Annotated in this window: 25 protein-coding genes; 21 read left to right on the top strand and 4 right to left on the bottom strand. The window is 36.1% G+C overall.

The genetic code is table 11. The features are described from left to right. The first annotated feature begins 39 nt into the window (after positions 1-39). Positions 40-621, top strand: a complete 582-nt coding sequence (locus QRD39_RS00755; protein WP_285955311.1) for a hypothetical protein — start codon at positions 40-42, stop codon at positions 619-621. A gap of 91 nt (positions 622-712) precedes the next feature. Continuing rightward, complete coding sequence (locus QRD39_RS00750) at positions 713-1,051, top strand: ATP cone domain-containing protein (RefSeq protein WP_002887879.1); 339 nt, start codon at positions 713-715, stop codon at positions 1,049-1,051. 41 nt (positions 1,052-1,092) lie between these two features. Here the strand turns inward: QRD39_RS00750 and QRD39_RS00745 are convergent, their stop codons facing one another. Beyond that, the gene (locus QRD39_RS00745) at positions 1,093-2,358 is read right to left on the bottom strand and encodes an aminotransferase-like domain-containing protein (RefSeq protein ID WP_285955310.1); all 1,266 of its coding nucleotides are present in this window, start codon (positions 2,356-2,358) and stop codon (positions 1,093-1,095) included. 158 nt (positions 2,359-2,516) lie between these two features. Between QRD39_RS00745 and QRD39_RS00740 the strand changes: the two genes are divergently transcribed. The 6 genes from QRD39_RS00740 to nox all read left to right on the top strand — a co-directional run bounded on the left by QRD39_RS00740 (position 2,517) and on the right by nox (position 8,422). Continuing rightward, complete coding sequence (locus QRD39_RS00740; protein ID WP_285955309.1) at positions 2,517-3,047, top strand: DUF5067 domain-containing protein; 531 nt, start codon at positions 2,517-2,519, stop codon at positions 3,045-3,047. Between the two features lie 139 nt (positions 3,048-3,186). Further along, positions 3,187-3,696, top strand: coding sequence for an ECF transporter S component (locus QRD39_RS00735; protein WP_008534874.1), 510 nt, complete (start codon positions 3,187-3,189; stop codon positions 3,694-3,696). After that, positions 3,697-4,554: a pyridoxamine kinase gene (locus QRD39_RS00730; protein WP_285955308.1), complete on the top strand. Its 858-nt coding sequence runs from the start codon at positions 3,697-3,699 to the stop codon at positions 4,552-4,554. Continuing rightward, complete coding sequence (locus tag QRD39_RS00725) at positions 4,544-5,074, top strand: ECF transporter S component (RefSeq protein WP_285955307.1); 531 nt, start codon at positions 4,544-4,546, stop codon at positions 5,072-5,074. The genes QRD39_RS00730 and QRD39_RS00725 overlap by 11 nt, the downstream gene beginning before the upstream one ends. A 136-nt stretch (positions 5,075-5,210) precedes the next feature. Next, entirely contained in the window at positions 5,211-6,749 is a 1,539-nt protein-coding gene (locus QRD39_RS00720; RefSeq protein WP_285955306.1) for an ABC-F family ATP-binding cassette domain-containing protein, read from the top strand. 299 nt (positions 6,750-7,048) lie between these two features. Next, positions 7,049-8,422, top strand: coding sequence for a H2O-forming NADH oxidase (gene nox / locus QRD39_RS00715; protein WP_285955305.1), 1,374 nt, complete (start codon positions 7,049-7,051; stop codon positions 8,420-8,422). 98 nt (positions 8,423-8,520) lie between these two features. Here the strand turns inward: nox and QRD39_RS00710 are convergent, their stop codons facing one another. Beyond that, on the bottom strand, positions 8,521-9,507 hold the full coding sequence (locus QRD39_RS00710; protein ID WP_008534867.1) for an L-lactate dehydrogenase: 987 nt from the start codon (positions 9,505-9,507) through the stop codon (positions 8,521-8,523). 357 nt (positions 9,508-9,864) lie between these two features. Here QRD39_RS00710 and QRD39_RS00705 point away from each other — a divergent pair, with 357 nt between their 5' ends. After that, on the top strand, positions 9,865-10,257 hold the full coding sequence (locus QRD39_RS00705) for a hypothetical protein (RefSeq protein ID WP_285955304.1): 393 nt from the start codon (positions 9,865-9,867) through the stop codon (positions 10,255-10,257). 20 nt (positions 10,258-10,277) lie between these two features. Here QRD39_RS00705 and QRD39_RS00700 read toward each other — a convergent pair whose 3' ends face one another. After that, positions 10,278-10,697: an ImmA/IrrE family metallo-endopeptidase gene (locus tag QRD39_RS00700; RefSeq protein WP_285955303.1), complete on the bottom strand. Its 420-nt coding sequence runs from the start codon at positions 10,695-10,697 to the stop codon at positions 10,278-10,280. Positions 10,698-10,704: 7 nt separating this feature from the next. After that, positions 10,705-11,031 (bottom strand): helix-turn-helix domain-containing protein, encoded by a 327-nt coding sequence (locus QRD39_RS00695; RefSeq protein ID WP_285955302.1) that lies wholly within the window; start codon positions 11,029-11,031, stop codon positions 10,705-10,707. 987 nt (positions 11,032-12,018) lie between these two features. On the opposite strand from QRD39_RS00695, the gene QRD39_RS00690 reads away from it, so the two are divergent. From QRD39_RS00690 to QRD39_RS00635, 12 genes are all read left to right on the top strand, one after another. Then, positions 12,019-12,297, top strand: a complete 279-nt coding sequence (locus tag QRD39_RS00690) for a hypothetical protein (RefSeq protein WP_285955301.1) — start codon at positions 12,019-12,021, stop codon at positions 12,295-12,297. Between the two features lie 9 nt (positions 12,298-12,306). After that, positions 12,307-12,729 carry a helix-turn-helix transcriptional regulator gene (locus QRD39_RS00685; protein WP_285955300.1) on the top strand — a complete coding sequence of 141 codons (423 nt, stop codon included), beginning with the start codon at positions 12,307-12,309 and terminating at the stop codon, positions 12,727-12,729. Between the two features lie 150 nt (positions 12,730-12,879). Then, on the top strand, positions 12,880-13,188 hold the full coding sequence (locus QRD39_RS00680; RefSeq protein WP_285955299.1) for a hypothetical protein: 309 nt from the start codon (positions 12,880-12,882) through the stop codon (positions 13,186-13,188). Positions 13,189-13,195: 7 nt separating this feature from the next. Continuing rightward, positions 13,196-13,525: a hypothetical protein gene (locus QRD39_RS00675; RefSeq protein ID WP_285955298.1), complete on the top strand. Its 330-nt coding sequence runs from the start codon at positions 13,196-13,198 to the stop codon at positions 13,523-13,525. A 125-nt stretch (positions 13,526-13,650) separates the two neighbouring features. Then, positions 13,651-15,294, top strand: a complete 1,644-nt coding sequence (locus QRD39_RS00670; RefSeq protein WP_285955297.1) for an LPXTG cell wall anchor domain-containing protein — start codon at positions 13,651-13,653, stop codon at positions 15,292-15,294. Positions 15,295-15,313: 19 nt separating this feature from the next. Beyond that, complete coding sequence (locus QRD39_RS00665; RefSeq protein WP_285955296.1) at positions 15,314-15,616, top strand: cytoplasmic protein; 303 nt, start codon at positions 15,314-15,316, stop codon at positions 15,614-15,616. Between the two features lie 20 nt (positions 15,617-15,636). Continuing rightward, on the top strand, positions 15,637-16,095 hold the full coding sequence (locus QRD39_RS00660; RefSeq protein WP_285955295.1) for a conjugal transfer protein: 459 nt from the start codon (positions 15,637-15,639) through the stop codon (positions 16,093-16,095). Between the two features lie 155 nt (positions 16,096-16,250). Then, the gene (locus QRD39_RS00655) at positions 16,251-17,888 is read left to right on the top strand and encodes an FtsK/SpoIIIE domain-containing protein (RefSeq protein ID WP_285955294.1); all 1,638 of its coding nucleotides are present in this window, start codon (positions 16,251-16,253) and stop codon (positions 17,886-17,888) included. A gap of 287 nt (positions 17,889-18,175) precedes the next feature. Next, on the top strand, positions 18,176-19,399 hold the full coding sequence (locus tag QRD39_RS00650) for a replication initiation factor domain-containing protein (protein WP_285955293.1): 1,224 nt from the start codon (positions 18,176-18,178) through the stop codon (positions 19,397-19,399). Positions 19,400-19,407: 8 nt separating this feature from the next. Next, complete coding sequence (locus tag QRD39_RS00645) at positions 19,408-19,656, top strand: hypothetical protein (RefSeq protein ID WP_285955292.1); 249 nt, start codon at positions 19,408-19,410, stop codon at positions 19,654-19,656. A 12-nt stretch (positions 19,657-19,668) separates the two neighbouring features. Next, positions 19,669-20,223: a hypothetical protein gene (locus tag QRD39_RS00640; RefSeq protein WP_285955291.1), complete on the top strand. Its 555-nt coding sequence runs from the start codon at positions 19,669-19,671 to the stop codon at positions 20,221-20,223. After that, positions 20,216-20,563 (top strand): hypothetical protein, encoded by a 348-nt coding sequence (locus tag QRD39_RS00635; protein ID WP_285955290.1) that lies wholly within the window; start codon positions 20,216-20,218, stop codon positions 20,561-20,563. The genes QRD39_RS00640 and QRD39_RS00635 overlap by 8 nt, the downstream gene beginning before the upstream one ends. Position 20,564: the final 1 nt, after the last annotated feature.

Below are 20,564 nucleotides of genomic sequence, written 5' to 3'. Positions count from 1 at the left end.
TTTTTAAGTGATTAGACGATATTTCAAAAAGGAGTTAACTTGTATTTAGAGTTTTTTGATGGGGTATGGGGACATTACACCTTTGAATCTGATAAAGTCAATATACTTATTGATGGCTTACCCAGTTTTGCTTATCCCTTGGGGCAATTAACATTTTTAGTGTTAGTCTATGGGTTACTTGTTCATCAGTATGTTAAGAAGTTTTTAATCATGTCACCTCAAGATATCTGGGCTTGGCATAAAGAAAAATTTTGTCAAAGTAAATTATCTTTCATTGTCATCCCGATAGTTTATTTGTTTATTTTCGGAATGACCTATGTTTTGGTTGAGGATGTTTTAGCTACCGTCACTATTTACAAAGATTATGGAGGACCCATAGCTAAAACCATTGATGGCAAAGTTGAACAAATAAATATTAGTCATGTTGGCTCAAAAACGAGTAGTGCTAGAATTAATGCTCACTTTGTGAGCTCTGACGGGCAGACTTATGACATTCACCTGATAAACGGTGATAAAAGAATCGCTAATTATATGCGGCACCATGAGTCAGATTCCTATACTGCAACACTTTCCTTTGATAGACATGGCAAGCCACTCTATATTTCTAAATTCTGGGAGTAGGCAGTTAGAAAAGGTCTTTCAGTGATTTGCACTTGACAAATATGTAAATTCTCTGCATAATAAAAGAAAAAAACTTGAAAAGAGGGTAGCCATGCAAATTATTAAACGTAATGGTCAAGTTGCTGAATTTGATCCTGATAAAATCTACCAAGCCATCTTAAAAGCAGCCCAGACTGTGTATGTTATTGATGATGCTTGGCGCCAAAACCTAGCTCAAGTAACTCGTAAAGTAGTGCTTGATCTTCAAGACGCCCAAGTGGAACGCCCAACCATTAACATGATTCAGTCATTGGTTGAAAATCGTCTTATGGAAGCTGGTTTTATCAATATTGCTGAACATTACATTTCATATCGCTTACAACGTGATTTGGAGCGTAACGGTTATGGAGACAAGGTGATTGTCCACCTTCGCTTTGAACAGACTAAATAAATAAAAGCCATCGTTTGATGGCTTTTTGTGTGTACGAGTTTTCAGTCTATGGTTTGCAAAAGTCTTAAAAAAGTTTTCAATTCTTCTTCGTGACCTATTTGCAGATAGGTATCAGATGTAGGGCTAATAAAGGAAGACTCTAAGAAACGCATCTGTGTTTGAGCTTTAAATTTTTCTAAAGAAAGCCCTTTAGGAAGCTGCCAAGTGATATGTCTAGGAGAAATTTGGTAGGGTAAAGTCACATTAGCTCGTTCAATAGTTTCTTGACTTCTAGCCATGGTTTCTTGAAAAAGATCACGCAGTTTTTTTATATTTTTTTGGAACATGCCATTATCTAGGTAGACTGAGAGGGCCTTTTGCATAATAAGATTGGTATCATAGTCAATAAGTCCTTTGTGAGCCAAAAAGGTAGCTCTGAGATTTTGTGGTAGGACAACACTCCCCAAACGTAACCCGGGGAAAAGTGCCATGGAAAATGATTTGATATAAATAATGCGGTCATGGGTATCATAGTAGTGAATCGGAAGATTTTTACTGTCACTAAAGTCCCCCATATAGTCATCCTCAACGATATAAACATTATACTGACTGGCTAGTTGAGCTAGCTTTTCCTTTTCTTTGGCGGTATAGCTCAAACCTAGAGGATTGGAATAACGGCTAATGGTATAGAAGAACTTAATTTGGCCAGATTTAAAGTACTTTTCAAGGAGGTCAAGATCTAATCCATCAAATCCACGGTTTATGGTTTCATAGGTCAATTTTTGACGGTTAACCAGTTGGTTCATACGGTGGTAGGTAGGCTGTTCCAAGAGAATTTTATGACCACCATTGCCAAAATCCATCTGTGAGAGGATGTAAAGGGCTTGCTGACTTCCTGAAGTGATGACAATCTGATCCGCATTCACATAAATATCATCAGCTGCTAGTCGATTTTTTAACGCTTCAACCAGTTCTGAAAGTCCAGCCTGTTCATGGTAGTAATTGAAGAGATAGTCTTGATGACCAGCCAAACTTTCATCTAGGCAAAGGTGAAAGTCTTCGTAGGCTAACTGATTGTAGTCATTAAGATTGAGAAGGACTTTGTCACTTGAATCGGAGCGTCCCTCAAGAACATAGTAGCCACTTTTGGGGACAGCGTAGATATAGTTTTGATATCTAAGCTCCAAGAGGGCTCTTTGGGCAGTATCCTTACTACAGGAGTAAGTCTGGCTAAGTTGACGAATGGAAGGTAACTTGCTTCCTTTTTCCAAACTACCATTTTGGATATCGTTCTTAATGCTTTCTAAAATATCTTGATAAATACTCATAACTGACCCCTTACAGATTTTTCCTTATTGTACCTTAGATATAGGCTTTAGGCAAGGTTACTGGGGAAATTTGACAAGATTATTAGATTTTGACATAATAAAAAGGCTGTAAGGAAATATTAACTCCCCTTCAAAACAAGTTTAAGGAGATTATAAAAATGACTTTTAAGAAAATTTTAGGCCTTGTCGCTTTGGCCTGTTTGATCATCATTGGCTTGTCGGCTTGTACGACAGAAAAGGAGCCTACATGGACTTACGATAAAAACAAATTGTTATTTACTGGCCAAGATGCTAGTGTACAAGTTCTTTCTGCCAAGAAAATCGAATCACCTGAAGGACAAAAGGCTGTCCGTGTACACTATAAACTTAGCAACACAAGTAAAGAAACCATGAATGCCTACACTCTATTGATGAAGGTAGTTCTTGATGTTAAACAAGAAGATAAGGAAGTCAAGGTCGCTACAATGGTCTTTTCTCAAGATGATGACAGAGATAAGATTGCTAATAAGACCAAGATTGCTCCTAAGGAAGTCAAAGAGATTGTGGTTGACTATACCGTTGCTGACTTTGATCATGACTTAATCATTGATTTCTCAGACTATGGTACGGAGGCAAATGCCACTGCTAAGGTATCGCTACGAAATCTAGAAAAAGCACCAGTTAAATACTTTGATAAAAAAGATAAATAAAATGAGTCACTACACGCTTGTGTGGTGATTTTTTGATGAATGGAATTCTGTACCCATACAGTTCCTAAAAAGCCCTCTTGTAAAATCGTCAGAATTTTCATAAACTTGAATTATATTTATTAATCAAGGAGTTTTAGGTATGTCAACAAAACGCTTAACCCTTTCGGCCTTTTTTATGGCACTTGTCATTATTTTGAGCTCGAGTCTCTTATCTATTCCCGTCCCAGGAGGTCATTTCTATTTTAACGGTATCGTTATTTTCTTGGTTGGTTTGATTTTTCCTCCGACGGAAGCTGTCATTATAGCAGGGGTGGGTTCCTTTATTGGTGACTTTCTCTTTTACCCTCTTCCAATGTGGGTGACCTTAGTGACACATAGCCTACAAGTCCTTGCTATTGCACTTATAGTTGGCAGACGTTTAGGCAAATTGTCTAAATCAAGAGCCATTTTAGGTCTTTTGCTTGGAGCTCTCATTGATTTGGTGGGTTACGGACTGGGCCGTGCCTTTGTCTATGGTACGCCAGCAGTTGCAATCATGAAACTTCCTTTTGATATTGTGGCAGCCATAATCGGTCTTGGACTAGCCTATTACATTTATTTCCATACGGGCTTTGTTAAACAATTTAAAAAAGTTTGGGAAGGAAACTAGATGACGACTCTTATAGTTGCTAATGATTTGGTTGGTTTGGGCAAGGTCGCCTTAACCAGTAGTCTCCCCATCATGTCGTCCTGTCAGATAGAAGTCCTTCCTTTGCCTACGGTTCTTTTGTCCTCACATACCGGCGAGTTTGAGCATATCTATCTACGAGATCTTAAAGAAGACATGAAAGGTTTTTGCCAACAGTGGGAGCAGTTGGACTTTAAAGTGGATGGCTTGGTTAGTGGTTATTTCAAGTCAAGAGAGGAGCTAGAATTAGTTGCTCAATTGGCTGAAGAGAAGCAAATTCCTTTATTTGTCGATCCCATAATGGGAGATAATGGCCAGCTCTATCAGGGATTTGACAAGACTTATGTGGAAGCTATGAGAAACTTTTGTCAGCAGGCGGATGTGATTATCCCTAATATGACAGAAGCCTCCCTTTTGAATGGGTCCCCATATTTGGAAAGAGACAACTATGATAAAGCTACTATCGAAAAGCTTTTAAGAGGTTTAGGCAAACTTGGCCCCAAGAAAGTCTTTTTGACCGGAGTCTCACTAGAGGAAGGAAAAATTGGATTAGCTTATTTTGATAAAGAAAATGAGCAAACGACCTACCTCATGCGCCCTAGTTATTCAACACATTTTTATGGGAGTGGTGACATCCTAACTGCTATCTTATCGTCAGGGTATTTTCACCACTTGGATTTGCTTGAAGTCTGTGACTTTGCCTTGAATTTCATGGATAGGGTTCTTTTATCGACCATGTCCAGTGGTCGTCCTGTAAAATATGGACTCTGCTTTGAGTCCCACATAGGCTATTTATTTAAGGGCTTTGAAAAATTATTGGAGGAAAAAAATGGTAAATAATAAAATTCGTGAATTGGTTGAACTCAGTTTGTTTGCTGCCTTGATTATTGTATCTATACAATTTTTACGTATTCCCTTGGGTGCTCAGTTTGTTCATCTAGGAAATGCCTTAGTTGTGATTGCTGTTTTGATTTTTGGATCAAAAAAAGGTGCCCTTGTAGCAACAGTAGGATTAGGGCTGTTTGATATTCTCAATGGTTATGCTGCTGAAGTTTGGATTACGATTTTAGAATCTCTGATTGTCTGTTATGTCCTTCATCTCGTTTTTGAAAAGGCTCTCAAGTCAAATGATAAAACGAGTTATATTATTCTCATTGGGGTGATAGCTGCGGTGACGAAAATCATTCTTAATTTTGTCAAATATACAATTATAAACACTGTCGTCGCATCTCTACCTTTAAAGGCTGCAATGTTGGCTTCAGTGGTTAAGATTGGTGGTACTTTTGGGACATCAGTTGTTACAATCATTGCGGTTCCTCTTTTATATCCTGTCTTCAAACGCATTTTGAAAAAAGACTAAAGATTTAGCAGGCTCGTCCTGCTTTTTCTTTGCTTTTTGGAGGATTTATGGTCCAAATTTACCTTAAAAATGGTAAAATGGTTAAGTTAATGTCAAGAAAGGAAGGGACTAAATCTTGGTTTAGTCCATAGGTCATATGTCTATTTTAGAAGTCAAAAATCTTAGTCACGGATTTGGTGACCGTGCTATTTTTGAAAATGTCTCTTTTCGTTTGCTTAAAGGAGAACATATTGGTTTAGTTGGTGCTAATGGTGAAGGAAAATCAACCTTCATGTCTATCGTTACTGGGAAATTGCAACCTGATGAAGGTAAGGTGGAATGGTCTAAGTATGTGACAGCGGGTTATTTGGATCAGCATGCTGTCCTTGAGAAGGGAATGACCGTTCGTAATGTTCTTCGGACGGCTTTTGATGAGCTCTTTAAAACCGAGGAACGCATCAATGAAATTTACATGTCTATGGCTGAAGAAGGAGCTGACGTTGATGCTCTAATGGAAGAAGTAGGTGAGCTCCAAGATCGCTTGGAAACTCGTGATTTCTATACTCTAGATGCTAAGATAGATGAGGTTGCTCGTGCCCTTGGTGTCATGGATTTTGGTATGGATACAGATGTAACGGACCTTTCAGGTGGTCAACGTACCAAGATTCTCTTGGCTAAGTTATTGCTTGAAAAACCAGATATCTTGCTTCTTGATGAGCCAACCAACTATTTGGATGCAGAACATATTGCCTGGCTTAAACGCTATCTTCAAGAATATGAAAATGCCTTTGTCCTCATTTCTCACGATATTCCATTCTTGAACGACGTGATTAACATTGTCTACCATGTTGAAAATCAGGACTTGGTTCGTTATGCAGGCGATTATGACAATTTCCAATCCGTTTATGCTATGAAAAAAGCTCAATTAGAGGCCGCCTACGAACGTCAGCAAAAGGAAATTGCAGACCTGCAAGATTTTGTTAACCGGAACAAGGCGCGTGTTGCAACTCGAAACATGGCCATGTCTCGTCAGAAGAAATTGGATAAGATGGATATTATCGAGTTGCAGGCAGAGAAACCCAAACCTGAATTTCATTTCAAGGAAAGTCGTACACCTGGTCGCTTTATTTTCCAAACCAAAGATCTCGTTATTGGTTACGACCGTCCTTTGACAAAGGCACCTTTGAACCTTACTTTTGAACGTAATCAAAAGGTAGCTATTGTTGGTGCCAATGGTATTGGTAAGACTACCTTGCTTAAGAGTTTGCTTGGTATCATCCAACCACTTGAAGGGGAAGTTGAGACAGGTGACTTCATTGACCTAGGTTATTTCGAGCAAGAAGCAGAAGGGTCACGTCAGACGCCCCTTGAAGCTGTTTGGGACGCTTTCCCAGCCTTAAATCAAGCTGAGGTTCGTGCGGCTCTAGCCAAATGTGGGTTAACGTCTAAGCATATCGAAAGCCAAATTCAAGTGCTTTCAGGGGGAGAGCAGGCTAAAGTTCGCTTCTGTCTCCTGATGAATCGTGAAAATAATGTCCTTATTCTGGACGAACCAACCAACCACTTGGATGTTGATGCTAAGGAAGAACTAAAACGCGCTCTTCAAGCTTTCAAAGGTAGTATTCTTATGGTTTGTCACGAACCTGATTTTTATGAAGGTTGGACAGATGTTTGGGATTTCAATGAATTAGTCTAATTAAAATAGAGTGGTGACATCTTCTTCTAGGGAGGTAAGTGTCACTCACTCTTTTTTTGCATTTTTAAGAGCAAAGTACTGATTGCTAACTGTAAGTATTACCGAGGTCATATTAGGGATACTATCTGTTATCACAATGCGGTTTTTAGCATGATTTGACACAATCAATTAGGAATATAGAGCAAAAATACTTAATTTGTTCAAAAAGTAACAAAGTCTGAGCATAAAAGGTGTAACCGTTTTCCGATTATGGTAGAATAAATTAGTAAACTATTATCAAAAGAAAGTTGGATAAACTTATGTCAAAAATCGTAGTTGTTGGTGCTAACCACGCTGGTACTTTTAGTATTAATACTATTCTCGATAATTACGGAGACCAAAATGAAGTAGTTGTTTTCGACCAAAACTCTAACATTTCATTCTTGGGTTGTGGTATGGCCCTTTGGATCGGTAATCAAATCTCAGGTTCTGATGGTCTTTTCTATGCCAACAAAGAAGGACTTGAAAGCAAGGGCGCTAAAGTTTATATGAACTCACCAGTTGAGTCTATTGACTTTGATGGTAAAACTGTTACAGCCCTCGTAGATGGTAAAGAGCATGTTGAATCATATGACAAATTGATTTTGGCTACAGGTTCTCAACCAATCTTGCCTCCAATCGAAGGTGCCGAAATTAAAGAAGGTAGCCGTACTTTCGAAGCTACGCTTGAAAACCTTCAATTCGTTAAACTTTTCCAAAACGCTCAAGAAGTTATTGATAAATTGAACGACAAATCTCAAGATATCAAACGTGTAGCGGTTGTAGGTGCTGGTTACATTGGTGTTGAATTGGCTGAAGCTTTCCAACGTCATGGAAAAGAAGTTATCCTTATCGACGTTGTTGATACATGTTTGGCAGGTTATTACGACCATGACTTGACTGACCTTATGGCTAAAAATATGGAAAGCCACGGTATTAAATTGGCATTTGGTGAAACTGTTAAAGCAGTAGAAGGTGAAACTAAGGTAGAACGCATCGTTACAGATAAAAATGCTTACGATGTCGATATGGTTGTTCTTGCTGTTGGTTTCCGTCCTAACACAGCTCTTGGTGCTGGTAAGTTGGAAACATTCCGTAATGGCGCTTACCTTGTTAATAAGAAACAAGAAACATCAGTTAAGGACGTTTACGCCGTTGGTGACTGTGCTACCGTTTATGACAATGCCCTTGATGATGTCAACTACATTGCCTTGGCTTCAAATGCTGTTCGTTCAGGTATCGTTGGTGGTCATAATGCCGGTGGTGGCGATGTCGAATCAAATGGTGTTCAAGGATCAAATGGTATTTCAATCTATGGTTTGAACATGGTATCTACTGGTTTGACTGAAGAAAAAGCAAAACGCTTTGGCTTCAATCCTGCAGTAGTAGCTTCAACGGATCTTCAAAAAGCTGCCTTTATGGAAGATGGAAATGAAGAAGTCACAATCAAGATTGTTTATGACAAAGATACACGTAAAGTTCTTGGTGCTCAAATGGTATCACGTATGGATATCTCAATGGGAATCCACATGTTCTCATTGGCAATTCAAGAAGGTGTCACTATTGATCGTCTCCAATTACTTGATTTGTTCTTCTTGCCACACTTTAACCAACCACTTAGCTATATTGCTAAAGCAGCTATCTCAGCTAAATAATATGAAACAGCTAATTCATTTGAATTGGCTGTTTTTGTCTCTTTAATCTACTAAAAAAGCCTCCTTCCGGAGACTTTTTCTAGTTAACTAATGTCACATTAGTTTTTTGAAGCTTCTTGGAAGTCTGGGTTTTTCCATGCTTCATCAATGATAGCTTGCAATTCATCAGCTGAAGCTTTCATCTTTTGTTGTTCAGCATCGTTCAATGGGATGTTAACTGGACGTACAATACCGTGTGCACCAACGATAGCAGGTTGACCGATATAAACGTTGCTTACACCATATTGACCTTCTTGGAATACAGACAATGGAAGTACTGCATTTTCATCGTCAAGAATAGCTTTAGTGATACGAGCAAGGGCAACGGCGATACCATAGTAAGTAGCACCTTTTTTGTTGATGATTGTGTAAGCGGCATCACGAACACCTTCGAACAATTCAACCAATTCAGCTTCTTGAACGTTTTCTTTGTCTTTAAGGAATTCTTCAAGGTTTACACCAGCGATGTTAGCGTGTGACCAAACGGCAAATTCTGAGTCACCGTGTTCACCCATGATGTAGGCGTGAACTGAACGAGCGTCAACGTCAAGTTTTTCAGCAAGTGCTTGACGGAAACGAGCTGAGTCAAGTGAAGTACCTGAACCTACAACGCGTTCTTTAGGGAATCCTGAGAATTTCCATGTTGCGTAAGTCAATACGTCAACTGGGTTAGCGGCTACAAGGAAAATTCCTTTGAATCCTGATTCAACAACTTGTGTAACGATTGATTTGTTGATGGCAAGGTTTTTACCAACAAGATCAAGACGAGTTTCACCTGGTTTTTGAGGAGCACCAGCAGTGATAACTACAAGGTCAGCATCCGCACAGTCTTCGTATTTAGCTGCATAGATTTTTTTAGGTGAAGTGAATGCAAGGGCGTGACTAAGGTCAAGTGCATCACCAACAGCTTTTTCGAACAATTGTGGAATTTCAATGATACCAAGTTCTTGAGCGATACCTTGGTTTACAAGTGCGAAAGCGTAAGATGAACCTACGGCACCGTCACCAACAAGGATGACTTTTTTGTGTTGTTTAGTTGCAGTCATGGTCTAAACATCTCCTTAATTTTTTATTGGGTTACCCCGTACAATGCTTATTCTACCACTTTAAGTGACAGATGTCACGAGATATTAAGTAAATATTGAGTGAAAGCGTTTTATGAGACTGAAAAATAAAGCGTTTTATGGTATAAAATTTAGTTGTTTTATAGAGGGCTGTGATGTATGTTTTTTGAGGATAAATTCTTTTAGTTATTTTGGAAGTTAACCAAAATTTAACCATGCAAGTATCTAGTTATGAGTACAAAATAAAGCGTATCAGTCAGGTTGATTGGTACGTTTTATTTTGGCTTGATATTGATTTCAGGTAGTTAATTTTGTAAAATATAAGAAAGATGAAAGAAAATGGTGATTACAATGAGAAAAAGGATTTTTGGTATTTGTTTGTTGGTTGTATTTGCAGTAATTTTAACTGCGTGTGGTGGGCAAAATTTGGATGGTACTTATTATAAGACCTATAATGCTTCGAACAATATGGGAGCTACTATTGATGATGAATCAGTGATAAAGATTCAGGGTAATAAAGGTAAAAAGGTAGATGAGGATGTTATTTTTTCTATAGATAAGGATAAAAATGTGTTTATTGGAAATGATGCTACGATGCCTTATCGTTTGGATAATGATATTCTAACTGTTGATGATGATACTTTTGTAAAAGTGGGTTCTAAAACTTATGATGAGATAAAGGCAAAGGAATCTAAAGGTGAGGAGTATGATTTTAGTAGTTCAGATGAATAAAGACTAGGTTTTATCCTAGTCTATTTTTGTTTTTTATTTGATTGATAGAGTGTTTTAGCAATTTCTTTGACGATATTTTCGTATTTTTCGGGAATTGCTGTTGTTTTCATGTAGTCAAGATAATTGAATGATTCGTCAATAGGATATGTTGAGTTAGTTAGAGTCATAAGATTTATGATTCTTTCTTTTTCAGCATTATTTTCGATATGATGTGTAAAACTTTTTATATTGGATAGACTGTTTTTAGTATCTTGATTTTTAAAATGTGCTAGTTCGTGTAAGATTACGTTTATTTTCATGAGTTCTGATAGGTTATCGTTTATGAAAATAAAGTTTTGGCTGTTGTATTCAAGGTATCTGCCTTGTTCTGTGTAGTCTTTGAGAAAGATGATGTTGCATCCCTGATTTTCAGCCTGTCTAATGAGTTTTAGCAGGTTCATAGGGTATTTAGTCCTTGTTTGAGAAATAGGTGTTTAGAAAGGCTTTTATAGCTTCTCTATCGTTGTTTGTTATGGGTTTTCCGTTGTAAGCAACTGATTTATCTATAGCTTTATCTATGTCTGATTCAGGGTGTTTTATGTTTGATTTACCTATAAGATAGTCTATAGAGACATTGAAAAATTCTGCAAGTTTTTCTAGGCTTTTTTGTGATGGGTTTGTTTTTCCATTTTCCCATTTTGCATAGCTTTGTTGGCTAGTGTTAAATTTGTTGGCAATTTCTTTTTGTGTTAGTCCTGCTTGGTTTCTGAGTTCTTTAAGTCTTTCTTTGAACATATTTTTATCCTTTTAAAAAAAATATAAAAAAATTCAAGAAAACTGTTGACATACAACCTACAGGGTGTTATTATATATACATAAACAACCTACAGGTTGTGGCATAACAATTACTGTAATTAAAATGAGTTTTCGTGCTTTGAATTATGTATTTTGTTTATGCTAAAATAATACTCTTTTTTAGTAAAGAGAGTATTCCAGTTCTTTGAAAATTGTATAAAAAATACGTCATAATGATAAATCTATAACATCTTTATCAAAACAACGTCATAAAATGTGGTAATTTTATTGTAGTATGTTTTGGTTAAAAAGACAAGGTTTTATTGTACAAAATTTTTGTTTAGTGTTTAATAGTTTTTGTTGTTTTGACATTTTAATCTATAATTAGCCTACTAGGGGTGATAGATGAACTTATATAAAGTATTAGCTCAATAGAAGTAAGCAATACATCAATAGCAATAATACTTTGAGGAGTGAATATCAGCAGGAAAAAGCTAGTGAGCTAATTATAGATTAAAAAGGTATTAGGGTTTTAGCTGATATGTTTTCCCGTGTAGAGCGAAAAACTAGAACTGCTACCCTTAACGGGGTGGAGACAGCGTTAGTTGGTGGTTATGTCAGAAATCACGGCTAACAAGACTGTGGGCGGTGTGTGGATTCTTTTTGAATCTGCTAATGGGCAAGGTGAGTAAGACGCTTTTTGTGCTGTGACTTGTTCTAAGTGGTGAAAGTCGTGAAGATTTTCGAAACATGATTTAGTGTGCGAAGATAAGAGCATGCGTATTTTTTCTTTAGTGTACTCATACTCTATGGATTTTTTCTGTAGAGTTTTTTTAATAGAATATAATAATTAGAAAGACTGACAAAACTTATTTAGATGAGGTTTCGTCCTAATAATAAGTAAGTTTTTGTTAGTTTATAAGAGTTTATCAGGTTGGTAAATTCTTGTAAGCTAGTTTGTTTGAAGAATTACTTGTGAGGTGTTCTATGATGGAAGATGAATTTTATAAGATTGATTTTGTTTTTGATGATGGTTTTTATAGACTTGTGATTACTGATAAGGAAACTGGTGAGAAGATTAGTCCTTATTCATCTAGTCTTGATAGTTTAAAGGAGTTTGTTGAAGGTTATTTAGATGATATTATTCGTAAAATTGAAGATGTTGAACATAATTATGGTTTAGCTTTTTATGTTTGTGGTTTTAATGGTGATGCACAAAGTGATTTTATTAAGTCATGTGCTGAAGCAGAAGTATTTGTTTTTTAGGTGATTGTTATGGAGTTAAAAGTAGAAAGTAATATTAAACATTTAATTCATCATAAGGGTTATGATAATAAGCGTTTAGCTGAGGAGTTAGGTGTTAGTCTTCGTTCTATTCAACGTTGGGTGTCAGGAGATGCTTTTCCTGATACTGAGGCTTTGGTTAAGATGGCTTTTATATTTGATTGTAGTCTTGATGATCTGATTTCTTATAAGTCTTTGGCAAATTCGGAGTTTGATAGAGAAGATTGTTTGTCTTATAAGGATTTGACTGAAATGGGTCTTAACGGAAGTATGGCTCATGGTATTATAAAGCAAATTAATTCGACTAAAAAAGTTGAAGATATTCCTGTTATGTTAGTTGATTCTAAAGTTAAACTTGTTTATAAGTCTGAGGTCGCTCAGTTATTTAATGATTTGTTAGATAAAGTAAGTTGAGGATTTTATTATGGGTGTTGTTCTTATTTTGTTTGCTCTTTTTCTTTTTTATAAGGGAGTTATTTTGTGGGCTGATGGGGCATTGCTCATTCATAGATTTTGTTTTTTCTTTGGTATGGTTAGTTTGATTTGTGGGGTGTATATGTGAATGTGATTACCAGTTTATTTGTAAAGTCTCAGTTAATAGCTCTATTAAAGGGTTCTAAAAAGAAGTCAGTTGTTAAAGTTTATGTTGATGATGATGTTGCTAATGGTCTTCTTATTGTTGAAAATGGGGCTAAGAGGTCTTTTTGTTATTCATTAGTATTAACTGGTCTTGATTTTGATTTGTTAGACGGTTATTATTCTGATGGTGAAGTGATTGTCCATCATGGTATAGTTGTGAATGATGGTGTTTGTGAATTGCTTCTTCATTCTTATAAAAAGTGGCGTAAGTGTGTTAAATGGGAGTTGTTTTAGATAGGAGGTGTTTAATATTCTTGGTTATACTATCTCTATTGTTCCTAGACCGTTTGTTGTAGGAGACAGAGCTGTAGAGGAAAAGAAAACGTATTCGCTTTTAATAACTGATTCTGAGGGTGTTGAGTATCGACCTCATTATCCTTACGCCTATAATCAGACAGATATTAAGGCTCTTAAAGAGTTTGTTGATGATTATGAGGATGAGATTATAGCTTATAATTGTACTGAAAAAGGTATTTATCCAACTTTTGCTAATTTGTTATATGGGTTTGATACGGATGTTAAAATGCGTTTCAGGCTTCGATGGCATGAAAAGGGAGTTTCTATTTATTAGTCATGTTTTACATGGCTTTTTTTTAATTGGAAAAAGGAGATTTATTATGATAAGTTCACGTTCTCCATCGTGAATATAAAAAATATTGTTGTTGATTTTTGTTTTAGGAAAGGAAAATGTATTAAATGGAATTTAAAAATGATGTAAAAGGTCACGGATTTTTCCGTAAGTATGGTAAAAAGTTGGTTTCAGGGATTGCTTTGGCAGGGGCAGTTGTTTTGTTTGGTGGTGTTGTATCTGCAGATGAGGTTGCTAATTCGACAAGTTCTGTAGATAATACAACAACAAAAGTAACACCTGTGAATGGTACTGAGGCTGTTGAGGTCTCTAAGAATCCAACTTATACAACTGCTGTACCTGTTTCTAAAGATTTGACTGATTCTGTTTCTGAGGCTAAAAACAGTGGTCTTACTGTTAATGAGACTGAAACAAAGTCTGTAGAATCTGAGAAAAAAGGTCAAGAAGATTATGCGAAGCAGGCTGAAGCTATTGATAAGACTGTAGCTGATTATAATAAGCAAGTTGCTGATTATAATAAGGCTACTAACGTTGCTACTGAGGGAAAAGGTGAGTCTCAGTCTGTGACGGATGCAGGTCAGTATAATACTTGGCAAAAGGTAACAGTTAATAATGATGGCACTTTTTCAAGTACACACGATTTAAACGATGGTGTTTCATCATTTGCGACTGGTACTTTGAATGGTAAATTGAATTATACTGTTTCAAATAATGGTGATGGGTCTGAAAAGATTACTATTTCTAGTGTTGATTTAGACAAGTATGATTTGAATGTAACGGGTCAAAATTTGGCTGTTAATAAGAACATTAATTATATTGTTAAAGATTTGGATGGTAATGTTCTTTATTCTAAAGGTCATGATGGTAGTCAGTCCTTTAATGATGTTATTGGCAAGTCATTTGCTTTGAATAAGTCTTTTAATGTTAAGGATGGACAGTCAACAGATTGGGTTCATTTCCTTAATATTGATGATACATGGATTTATAATACTGCAGGTCAGTTGTACTTCAAGTTGAAAAATACTAATGAAAAGCCTGCTGTTCCTGCTGTTTCTTGGCATAAAGATACTTATGAGGAACCTTTGACAGTTAAGAAAGAGGTTACTGATAAGGATGGTAAGGACGTGAATCATGAGACAGTCAAACTTGGTGATGTAGTTAAATATCCGTTGACTGGTTCTTTGGTTGATGTTTCTGCTAAACCGTTGTATCGTTATGGTTTTACAGATTATCTTGATACGGTTCATGACGAGTATCAAGGTTACATGGCTGAATTGACGGATAAAACAAATGCTGTGCTTAAAACTGGTGAAAAAGTAACTGATGAAATGTTACGTCAAAATGTTACTGTTTCTTATGATGGTAAGACTGGTAAATGGAATTTTGATGTTAATAAGGATTTTCTTTCTAAGTTGAGTTCATCATCTAAGATTCAAGTTAAAGCTGTTATTTCGGCTTTGCGTGTTAAAGCAGGGGATTCTATTAAGAATGATGTTTTTCATTATGTGAATGATGATGTGATTTATTTTGGTATTGTAGAGACTAAAACACCTGAGAATCCAAAACCTGTGATTCCTGTTAAGGATAAGCCTTCGGTTCCTGCTGAACCTGTAAGCTATAAAGCACCTGTTGTTGAGAAAGAATCAGTTCTTCCTCATACTGGTGAAAAATCGACTGTTTTGGCTATGATTTCAGGGATTGTGTTGTTTGTTTTGGGTGTGTTTGGTTTTAAGTCAAAGAAAGAAAATTAAGTTAGTGAGGTAGTGAGTAATGAAATTAGATGATATTAAATTGGATGTAAATGCTATTGGTGATGCTATTTATTTGGGTCAAGAGGCACAAGCACCACGTCAGGTAAATGGTCAGCGTGGTTCTTATGTTCGTCATTTGTTGATGAATGAGCGTCACGGGTTATTTTATGTGATTACTCCTGTGATTGATGGTGTGATTGAGGAGGATGCTAGAGTTAATCTTGATGGTTGTGAGCCTATGTTTTTTGAAGATTATGCTGAGGGTCGTCAGGTAGCTCCTTACGTTTCAGTTTTTGCTAAGAAAATTAATGTTGTTAAATAAGGAAGTGAGGTACTAAAATTATGGCACGTTATGGATTGAATCTTGGGGATAAGATGGATATTGTTGGCAAACAGTATCGTATTTTGAATGATGTTATTGAGAATCCTGCTGAACAGCTTGGCGAATTGACTTTTATTGAAAAAGTCCGTGATAATCTTGTTTATGAAGATGATTTGAGTCAACCTAATGGTGATGGTACTTATCGTCAAGTTGCTACTGGTGAAATGCTTGGTTTTGATGTTGCCTTACGTTCTAAGGTGCATAAGCAAGTATTTGTTACTATTACAGATATGCCTTTGTCTGCGTTTAATGATTTGGGTATTAAGTTTGGTGATAAGGTAAGCCTTAATGATATAGTTGTAACTTATTCGCAAGTTGGAAGTGGTGAGGCTAAGTTGTTTGCTAGTTCTATTTCTAAGGTTGGAGGTCAACCACAAGCTCCTAAGCCTAAACCTGAACAACACAACGAACAAAAATAAGACTTTTTAAGTAATACTTTTTAATTTTTATTCGTGATAGTAGTTTGGAATGATATAGCTATTATCTTTTTATTTAAAATTTTTTGAAATGGGGTGGTATTATTTTTGTTTATCGTGGGACTAGGATAAGACCTTGGCATTTGAATCTTATTTGGATGCTTAAACTGTTTTGGGCGTTGCCCTTTGTTTTGGCTATTGGGTATTATTCTTACTTAAATTATGAGCAGTTTGTTGCTATGAATTATTTGAGTATGATTCCTGTAGTGGTCTTTTTGGTATTGATTTATCCATTGGTGTCTTTTTTGCATGTACTTGCTGAGGATAGAATCCCATTGTATAAAAGGATTTATCGTTTGTGGCTTACTGCGAATTTTCTTAATGAGCAGGGTTTTTATTATGAAAAGGCGAGTGGTAAGCAGGGTGGTAGGTCTAAGAAGAAATTTCCTAAAGTGTATCTCAAACAGGGTAAATATGATTTAAGGCTTTATTTGGGGACTCAAGGTAGTAAATTTCAAGACCGATTCTCTCGTATTGGTTCTGAGCTTGAAACAACTTATTTCATGGATTTTATGAATAAGATTGATGAAGAAAAATTTGTTGTTTATGAGCTTGCTTATTCAGCGTTTCTTAATCGTATTGAGGCTAAAGATGTTGTCTTAAATGATAATTATGAGCTTGTTTTATCTAAGGTTGTCAAGTGGTCGATGACCGAGAATCCACATTTACTTATTGTTGGTGGTACTGGTGGTGGTAAGACAGTTCTTTTGCGTGAGATTTTAGTTGGTCTCTTAAAGAAATGTATTGTTTATATTGGTGACCCAAAACGTGCTGATTTTGTTCCTATGGAGGATTTGGATGTTTTAAAAGGACGTGTTTTCTTTGAAAAAGAAGATATTGCTAAAATGGTTGGTGATTTTAAGCAGACTATGAATAATCGTTATGATTATATGCGTAAAATTGCTAAGGAACGTAGTGAGCGTGAATTAGGGCGTTTTGATACGTATGGTTTGAAGCCTACTATTTTGATGATTGATGAGTGGAACGCTTTGATGGCTTCACTCAATAGAAATGCTAAAGTTGGAGGACAAATGATTGACGATTTACTTGAAATCATTCTTAAAGGTCGTCAGGTTGGTTCTTATGTTATTTTGGCTATGCAAAAACCTACTTATGATGATTTACCTACTAAGTTGCGTGATAATATGATGCACCATATTTCGATGGGACGTTTGTCAGATAGTGGTTATCAAATGACCTTTGGTGATGAAAATGCTAATAAAAAATTTAGGTTTATTGAGCGTTTGAATGGTAAAAAGGTGTATGGTCGAGGTTATAGTGCTATTTTCGGCTTGCCTGCTCAAGAATTTTACGCTCCGAATCTGACTGCAGGTTTTTCTTTCTTTGATATATTTGAGACTTATTCTAGGATTGAAAATCCACATGAACCTAATTATCAGGGTGATGTTGATAAGGAGGATGATGTAGAGACTCAGGATCTTATTGATTTAGATGAGCCTATTGATTTGCCTATACAAACTTTATCTGATTCTACTGATTTTAAGACTATTGGGGAATTGTCTAAGTCTATAGGTAAGTCCTTTGGACAGATTAAGAAACTTATTGATGTTATTGAAAAAGGAGGTTTTAAGAAATTTAAACGAGATAATGGTAAGGTTGTTTTGACTGAGGAGGATTGTCTGCTTTTAGAGGGGCTTTTTGACTCATTTGAATCGTTTGATGGTACATGGAAAGAGATGGTTTCTATCCATTTTGACCGTGATGCCGACAATTAGAAAGGGTATAAGTGCCACTCTTTCTGTCAAGACCATAGCTAGTAAAGGGGACTAGAGCCAAGCTACGCTTGGCTCGTACACGTCCTCTTTACGGACACGCTATGGTCTTGACAGAGGGAGGGGTTTTGATTTCAACCCCCTATTTCTAATAGGGGGGTAACAATTTGGAAAATTGGGGTATCAAACCTCCCTAAAGCCTTGTGTAGCTTGCGATTGCGAGATTCAAGGTTTGCTTATAAAATCGGCAAAAAGTGCTTATATTTTAGCTAGAAAAGGAAGAAAACTGGATGGATGCAAGGTATTTGAAGCAGTTTCGCAGGAAAACAGGGCTTAATCAAGCTGATTTTGCGAAAGTAGTCGGTATGAGTCAGTCTATGATTAGTCAGTATGAGCGAGGAATGCGAAAATTATCTCTTGGTACGTTTGTAGCCATGAAAAAGGCGTTCGGCTATGATGAGGCAGAATCTGAGAGGTTGAGGGTTCTGATAGACTATGTGAGAATCACATTTAAGGATGTTCGTGATTTGGATTTCTTTTGTAAGATGTTTTTGCATTGCAAGTTTAAGGATTTTAGGTCTGTTACGTCAGGCTTGATGAATTATAATCACGTTTGGCAACGTGGTAATATTTGGATTTTTGATTTTGCAGATAAATTTGATACTGGTAATTATCAGATAACCTTGCAGATGTCAGGTCAGGGATGCAGGGAATTTGAATGTCTTCTAGCTAAGTATGATTTGACGTGGTTTGATTTTTTCAAGAATCTTGATTTCTCGTATCGAGCAAGTATGAATGTGACACGTCTTGATATTGCGATTGATGAGTTGTATTTGGGTAAGGGTAATGAAAGTGAACAATTTGAGCTGTCTGATATGATTACTAAGTATTACAATCAAGAGCTATATTTTGAAAAGTTGAGACGGTGGAATTATATTGGGGGTGGTTCTCTTAATTATGAGGATGAGCAAGATAGAGAAGATAACAGACAGGGTATCTCGCTTTATTTTGGTTCTCGTCAATCTGAGATTTACTTTAATTTTTATGAGAAGCGTTATGAACGTGCGAAAGAAGATGGTATTAGTGTTGAGGATGCGTTATGCGTCTATGATGAGTGGAACAGATATGAGATTCGTTTAGCACAGAAAAAGGCTAATGCAGTTGTGCAAGAATATTTACAAGGTATAGATTTAGGTGAGGTTGCAAGAGGTCTTATCAATGCAAATTTTGATGTCTATGATGGTTTGAATGAGTGGGGGGCTTATCTTGCTGATAAAAAGTGGCAAAAGCTATTTGGTGGCAGTCTTCCCTTAGTGTTAAGTACGAAGCCTGAACCTTATAGCATTGAGAAGACGATTAAGTGGTTGTCTCAGCAGGTAGCACCTAGTCTCGCTCTGGTAAGTGAGTATGACAAGATTGTGCAAGAAGATTATCTTGCTATGATTTTGAATAGTGGTGAGATAACTGAACGAGGTCAACAGATGCTTGATGATATAAAAAATAGTTTAAAGTGAGGCTTATTGTGATAAAAAACTTATATTCTTTTTTTAAAAATGTGGTGGTTCTGTTAGCCTATCTAATAGCTTGGTTTCTGTGTTTTTTGGCTTTATTTGGTTTTGTCTATTACACTTTGATTTTTGGTAAAGAGGATATTATAAGTTGTTTTGGTTTTGTTTCAACTAATCTTTGGTTTTTGTTAGGTGCTTTTTGTTTGGATATTGTTGTTTTGATTATTACTTTGATGGTTATTGAAGAAGAAAAAATAGTTTAAAGTGAGGGCGTTATGGAAAGAGTTTATGATCTTTATGATTCTAAAGGTAAAAAGTTAGAATCTATACTAGAATCTCGTGATTGTGTGTTTGATATATTCAGTCGATTAATTGGGGATGAAAAAACTTATATGGTTGTTAATGGTTCTGCAGGTGCAGGAAAAACATATTTTCTTAATTGGTTTGTAAGTTATTTAAAAGCAAATCAGAATGTAAATGTTGTTGTTCTATCAGAACGACTTAATCGTGATAAAGATTTTGCTAGGGCTGGAGGTTTGTTTCTTGATTTTGATGAGTTTATTTCTTACTTGCAATTTTTAAAAATGAGAGCTAATGATTTTCCTGAGGGGCGAAAAAGACTCTATGTCATTGTTGATGGGTTTGATTTTAATAGTTATCAGCTAGAATTGTTTAATAAACTATTGAATTATTTTGTTTCTGAAAGTTTTATTCATAGTCTTGTTGTTTCTACATGGAAAAAAGATGTTCTTGATTTTGATGAAAGTGACTTTTTGAAATATAGACTATTAGTCAATAGAATTAAAAAGGTAAGGAGTATTTATGATTAAGTGGGTAGGTAAAAGTACGGATGGTAGGTGGGTTCGTAAAGTCGAGGCTGAATCATATTTAGCTTTGATGGAAATGTTGATTGATAAAGGATATATTTCAGATTATAGGTATCAGGGGGAGCAGTTATATAGTGAACTTTGTTATGTATCAGATAGGCTTGATAAATTGGATAAGCGACTTAATTCTGAGTATGAAACAGTTTCTTTAAAGGCACAAGAAGAATTAGAGAATCTTGATTGGTATGAGGAGATTTTTCATGGTTTAAGTGATAAGGAGGTTGAGGGAGCTATTCGAGGATGTAATAGTCAAGCATATTATCAAGAATTTATTGTGGAGTGAG

It is taken from the genome of Streptococcus raffinosi (genome assembly GCF_030284685.1).
Taxonomy (GTDB): domain Bacteria; phylum Bacillota; class Bacilli; order Lactobacillales; family Streptococcaceae; genus Streptococcus; species Streptococcus raffinosi.
The sequence above is the reverse complement of the archived record's forward strand: the minus strand, read 5'-3'. Positions and strand labels throughout refer to the sequence as shown.

What these genes read in the sequence shown, in the direction of transcription:
- QRD39_RS00750 (WP_002887879.1), top strand. Translation starts at nt 713, where the DNA reads ATGCAAATTATTAAACGTAATGGTCAAGTTGCTGAATTTGATCCTGAT.
- QRD39_RS00745 (WP_285955310.1), bottom strand. Translation starts at nt 2,358, where the DNA reads ATGAGTATTTATCAAGATATTTTAGAAAGCATTAAGAACGATATCCAA.
- QRD39_RS00740 (WP_285955309.1), top strand. Translation starts at nt 2,517, where the DNA reads ATGACTTTTAAGAAAATTTTAGGCCTTGTCGCTTTGGCCTGTTTGATC.
- QRD39_RS00735 (WP_008534874.1), top strand. Translation starts at nt 3,187, where the DNA reads ATGTCAACAAAACGCTTAACCCTTTCGGCCTTTTTTATGGCACTTGTC.
- QRD39_RS00730 (WP_285955308.1), top strand. Translation starts at nt 3,697, where the DNA reads ATGACGACTCTTATAGTTGCTAATGATTTGGTTGGTTTGGGCAAGGTC.
- QRD39_RS00725 (WP_285955307.1), top strand. Translation starts at nt 4,544, where the DNA reads ATGGTAAATAATAAAATTCGTGAATTGGTTGAACTCAGTTTGTTTGCT.
- QRD39_RS00720 (WP_285955306.1), top strand. Translation starts at nt 5,211, where the DNA reads ATGTCTATTTTAGAAGTCAAAAATCTTAGTCACGGATTTGGTGACCGT.
- nox (WP_285955305.1), top strand. Translation starts at nt 7,049, where the DNA reads ATGTCAAAAATCGTAGTTGTTGGTGCTAACCACGCTGGTACTTTTAGT.
- QRD39_RS00710 (WP_008534867.1), bottom strand. Translation starts at nt 9,507, where the DNA reads ATGACTGCAACTAAACAACACAAAAAAGTCATCCTTGTTGGTGACGGT.
- QRD39_RS00705 (WP_285955304.1), top strand. Translation starts at nt 9,865, where the DNA reads ATGGTGATTACAATGAGAAAAAGGATTTTTGGTATTTGTTTGTTGGTT.
- QRD39_RS00700 (WP_285955303.1), bottom strand. Translation starts at nt 10,697, where the DNA reads ATGAACCTGCTAAAACTCATTAGACAGGCTGAAAATCAGGGATGCAAC.
- QRD39_RS00695 (WP_285955302.1), bottom strand. Translation starts at nt 11,031, where the DNA reads ATGTTCAAAGAAAGACTTAAAGAACTCAGAAACCAAGCAGGACTAACA.
- QRD39_RS00690 (WP_285955301.1), top strand. Translation starts at nt 12,019, where the DNA reads ATGATGGAAGATGAATTTTATAAGATTGATTTTGTTTTTGATGATGGT.
- QRD39_RS00685 (WP_285955300.1), top strand. Translation starts at nt 12,307, where the DNA reads ATGGAGTTAAAAGTAGAAAGTAATATTAAACATTTAATTCATCATAAG.
- QRD39_RS00670 (WP_285955297.1), top strand. Translation starts at nt 13,651, where the DNA reads ATGGAATTTAAAAATGATGTAAAAGGTCACGGATTTTTCCGTAAGTAT.
- QRD39_RS00665 (WP_285955296.1), top strand. Translation starts at nt 15,314, where the DNA reads ATGAAATTAGATGATATTAAATTGGATGTAAATGCTATTGGTGATGCT.
- QRD39_RS00660 (WP_285955295.1), top strand. Translation starts at nt 15,637, where the DNA reads ATGGCACGTTATGGATTGAATCTTGGGGATAAGATGGATATTGTTGGC.
- QRD39_RS00655 (WP_285955294.1), top strand. Translation starts at nt 16,251, where the DNA reads ATGCTTAAACTGTTTTGGGCGTTGCCCTTTGTTTTGGCTATTGGGTAT.
- QRD39_RS00650 (WP_285955293.1), top strand. Translation starts at nt 18,176, where the DNA reads ATGGATGCAAGGTATTTGAAGCAGTTTCGCAGGAAAACAGGGCTTAAT.
- QRD39_RS00640 (WP_285955291.1), top strand. Translation starts at nt 19,669, where the DNA reads ATGGAAAGAGTTTATGATCTTTATGATTCTAAAGGTAAAAAGTTAGAA.
- QRD39_RS00635 (WP_285955290.1), top strand. Translation starts at nt 20,216, where the DNA reads ATGATTAAGTGGGTAGGTAAAAGTACGGATGGTAGGTGGGTTCGTAAA.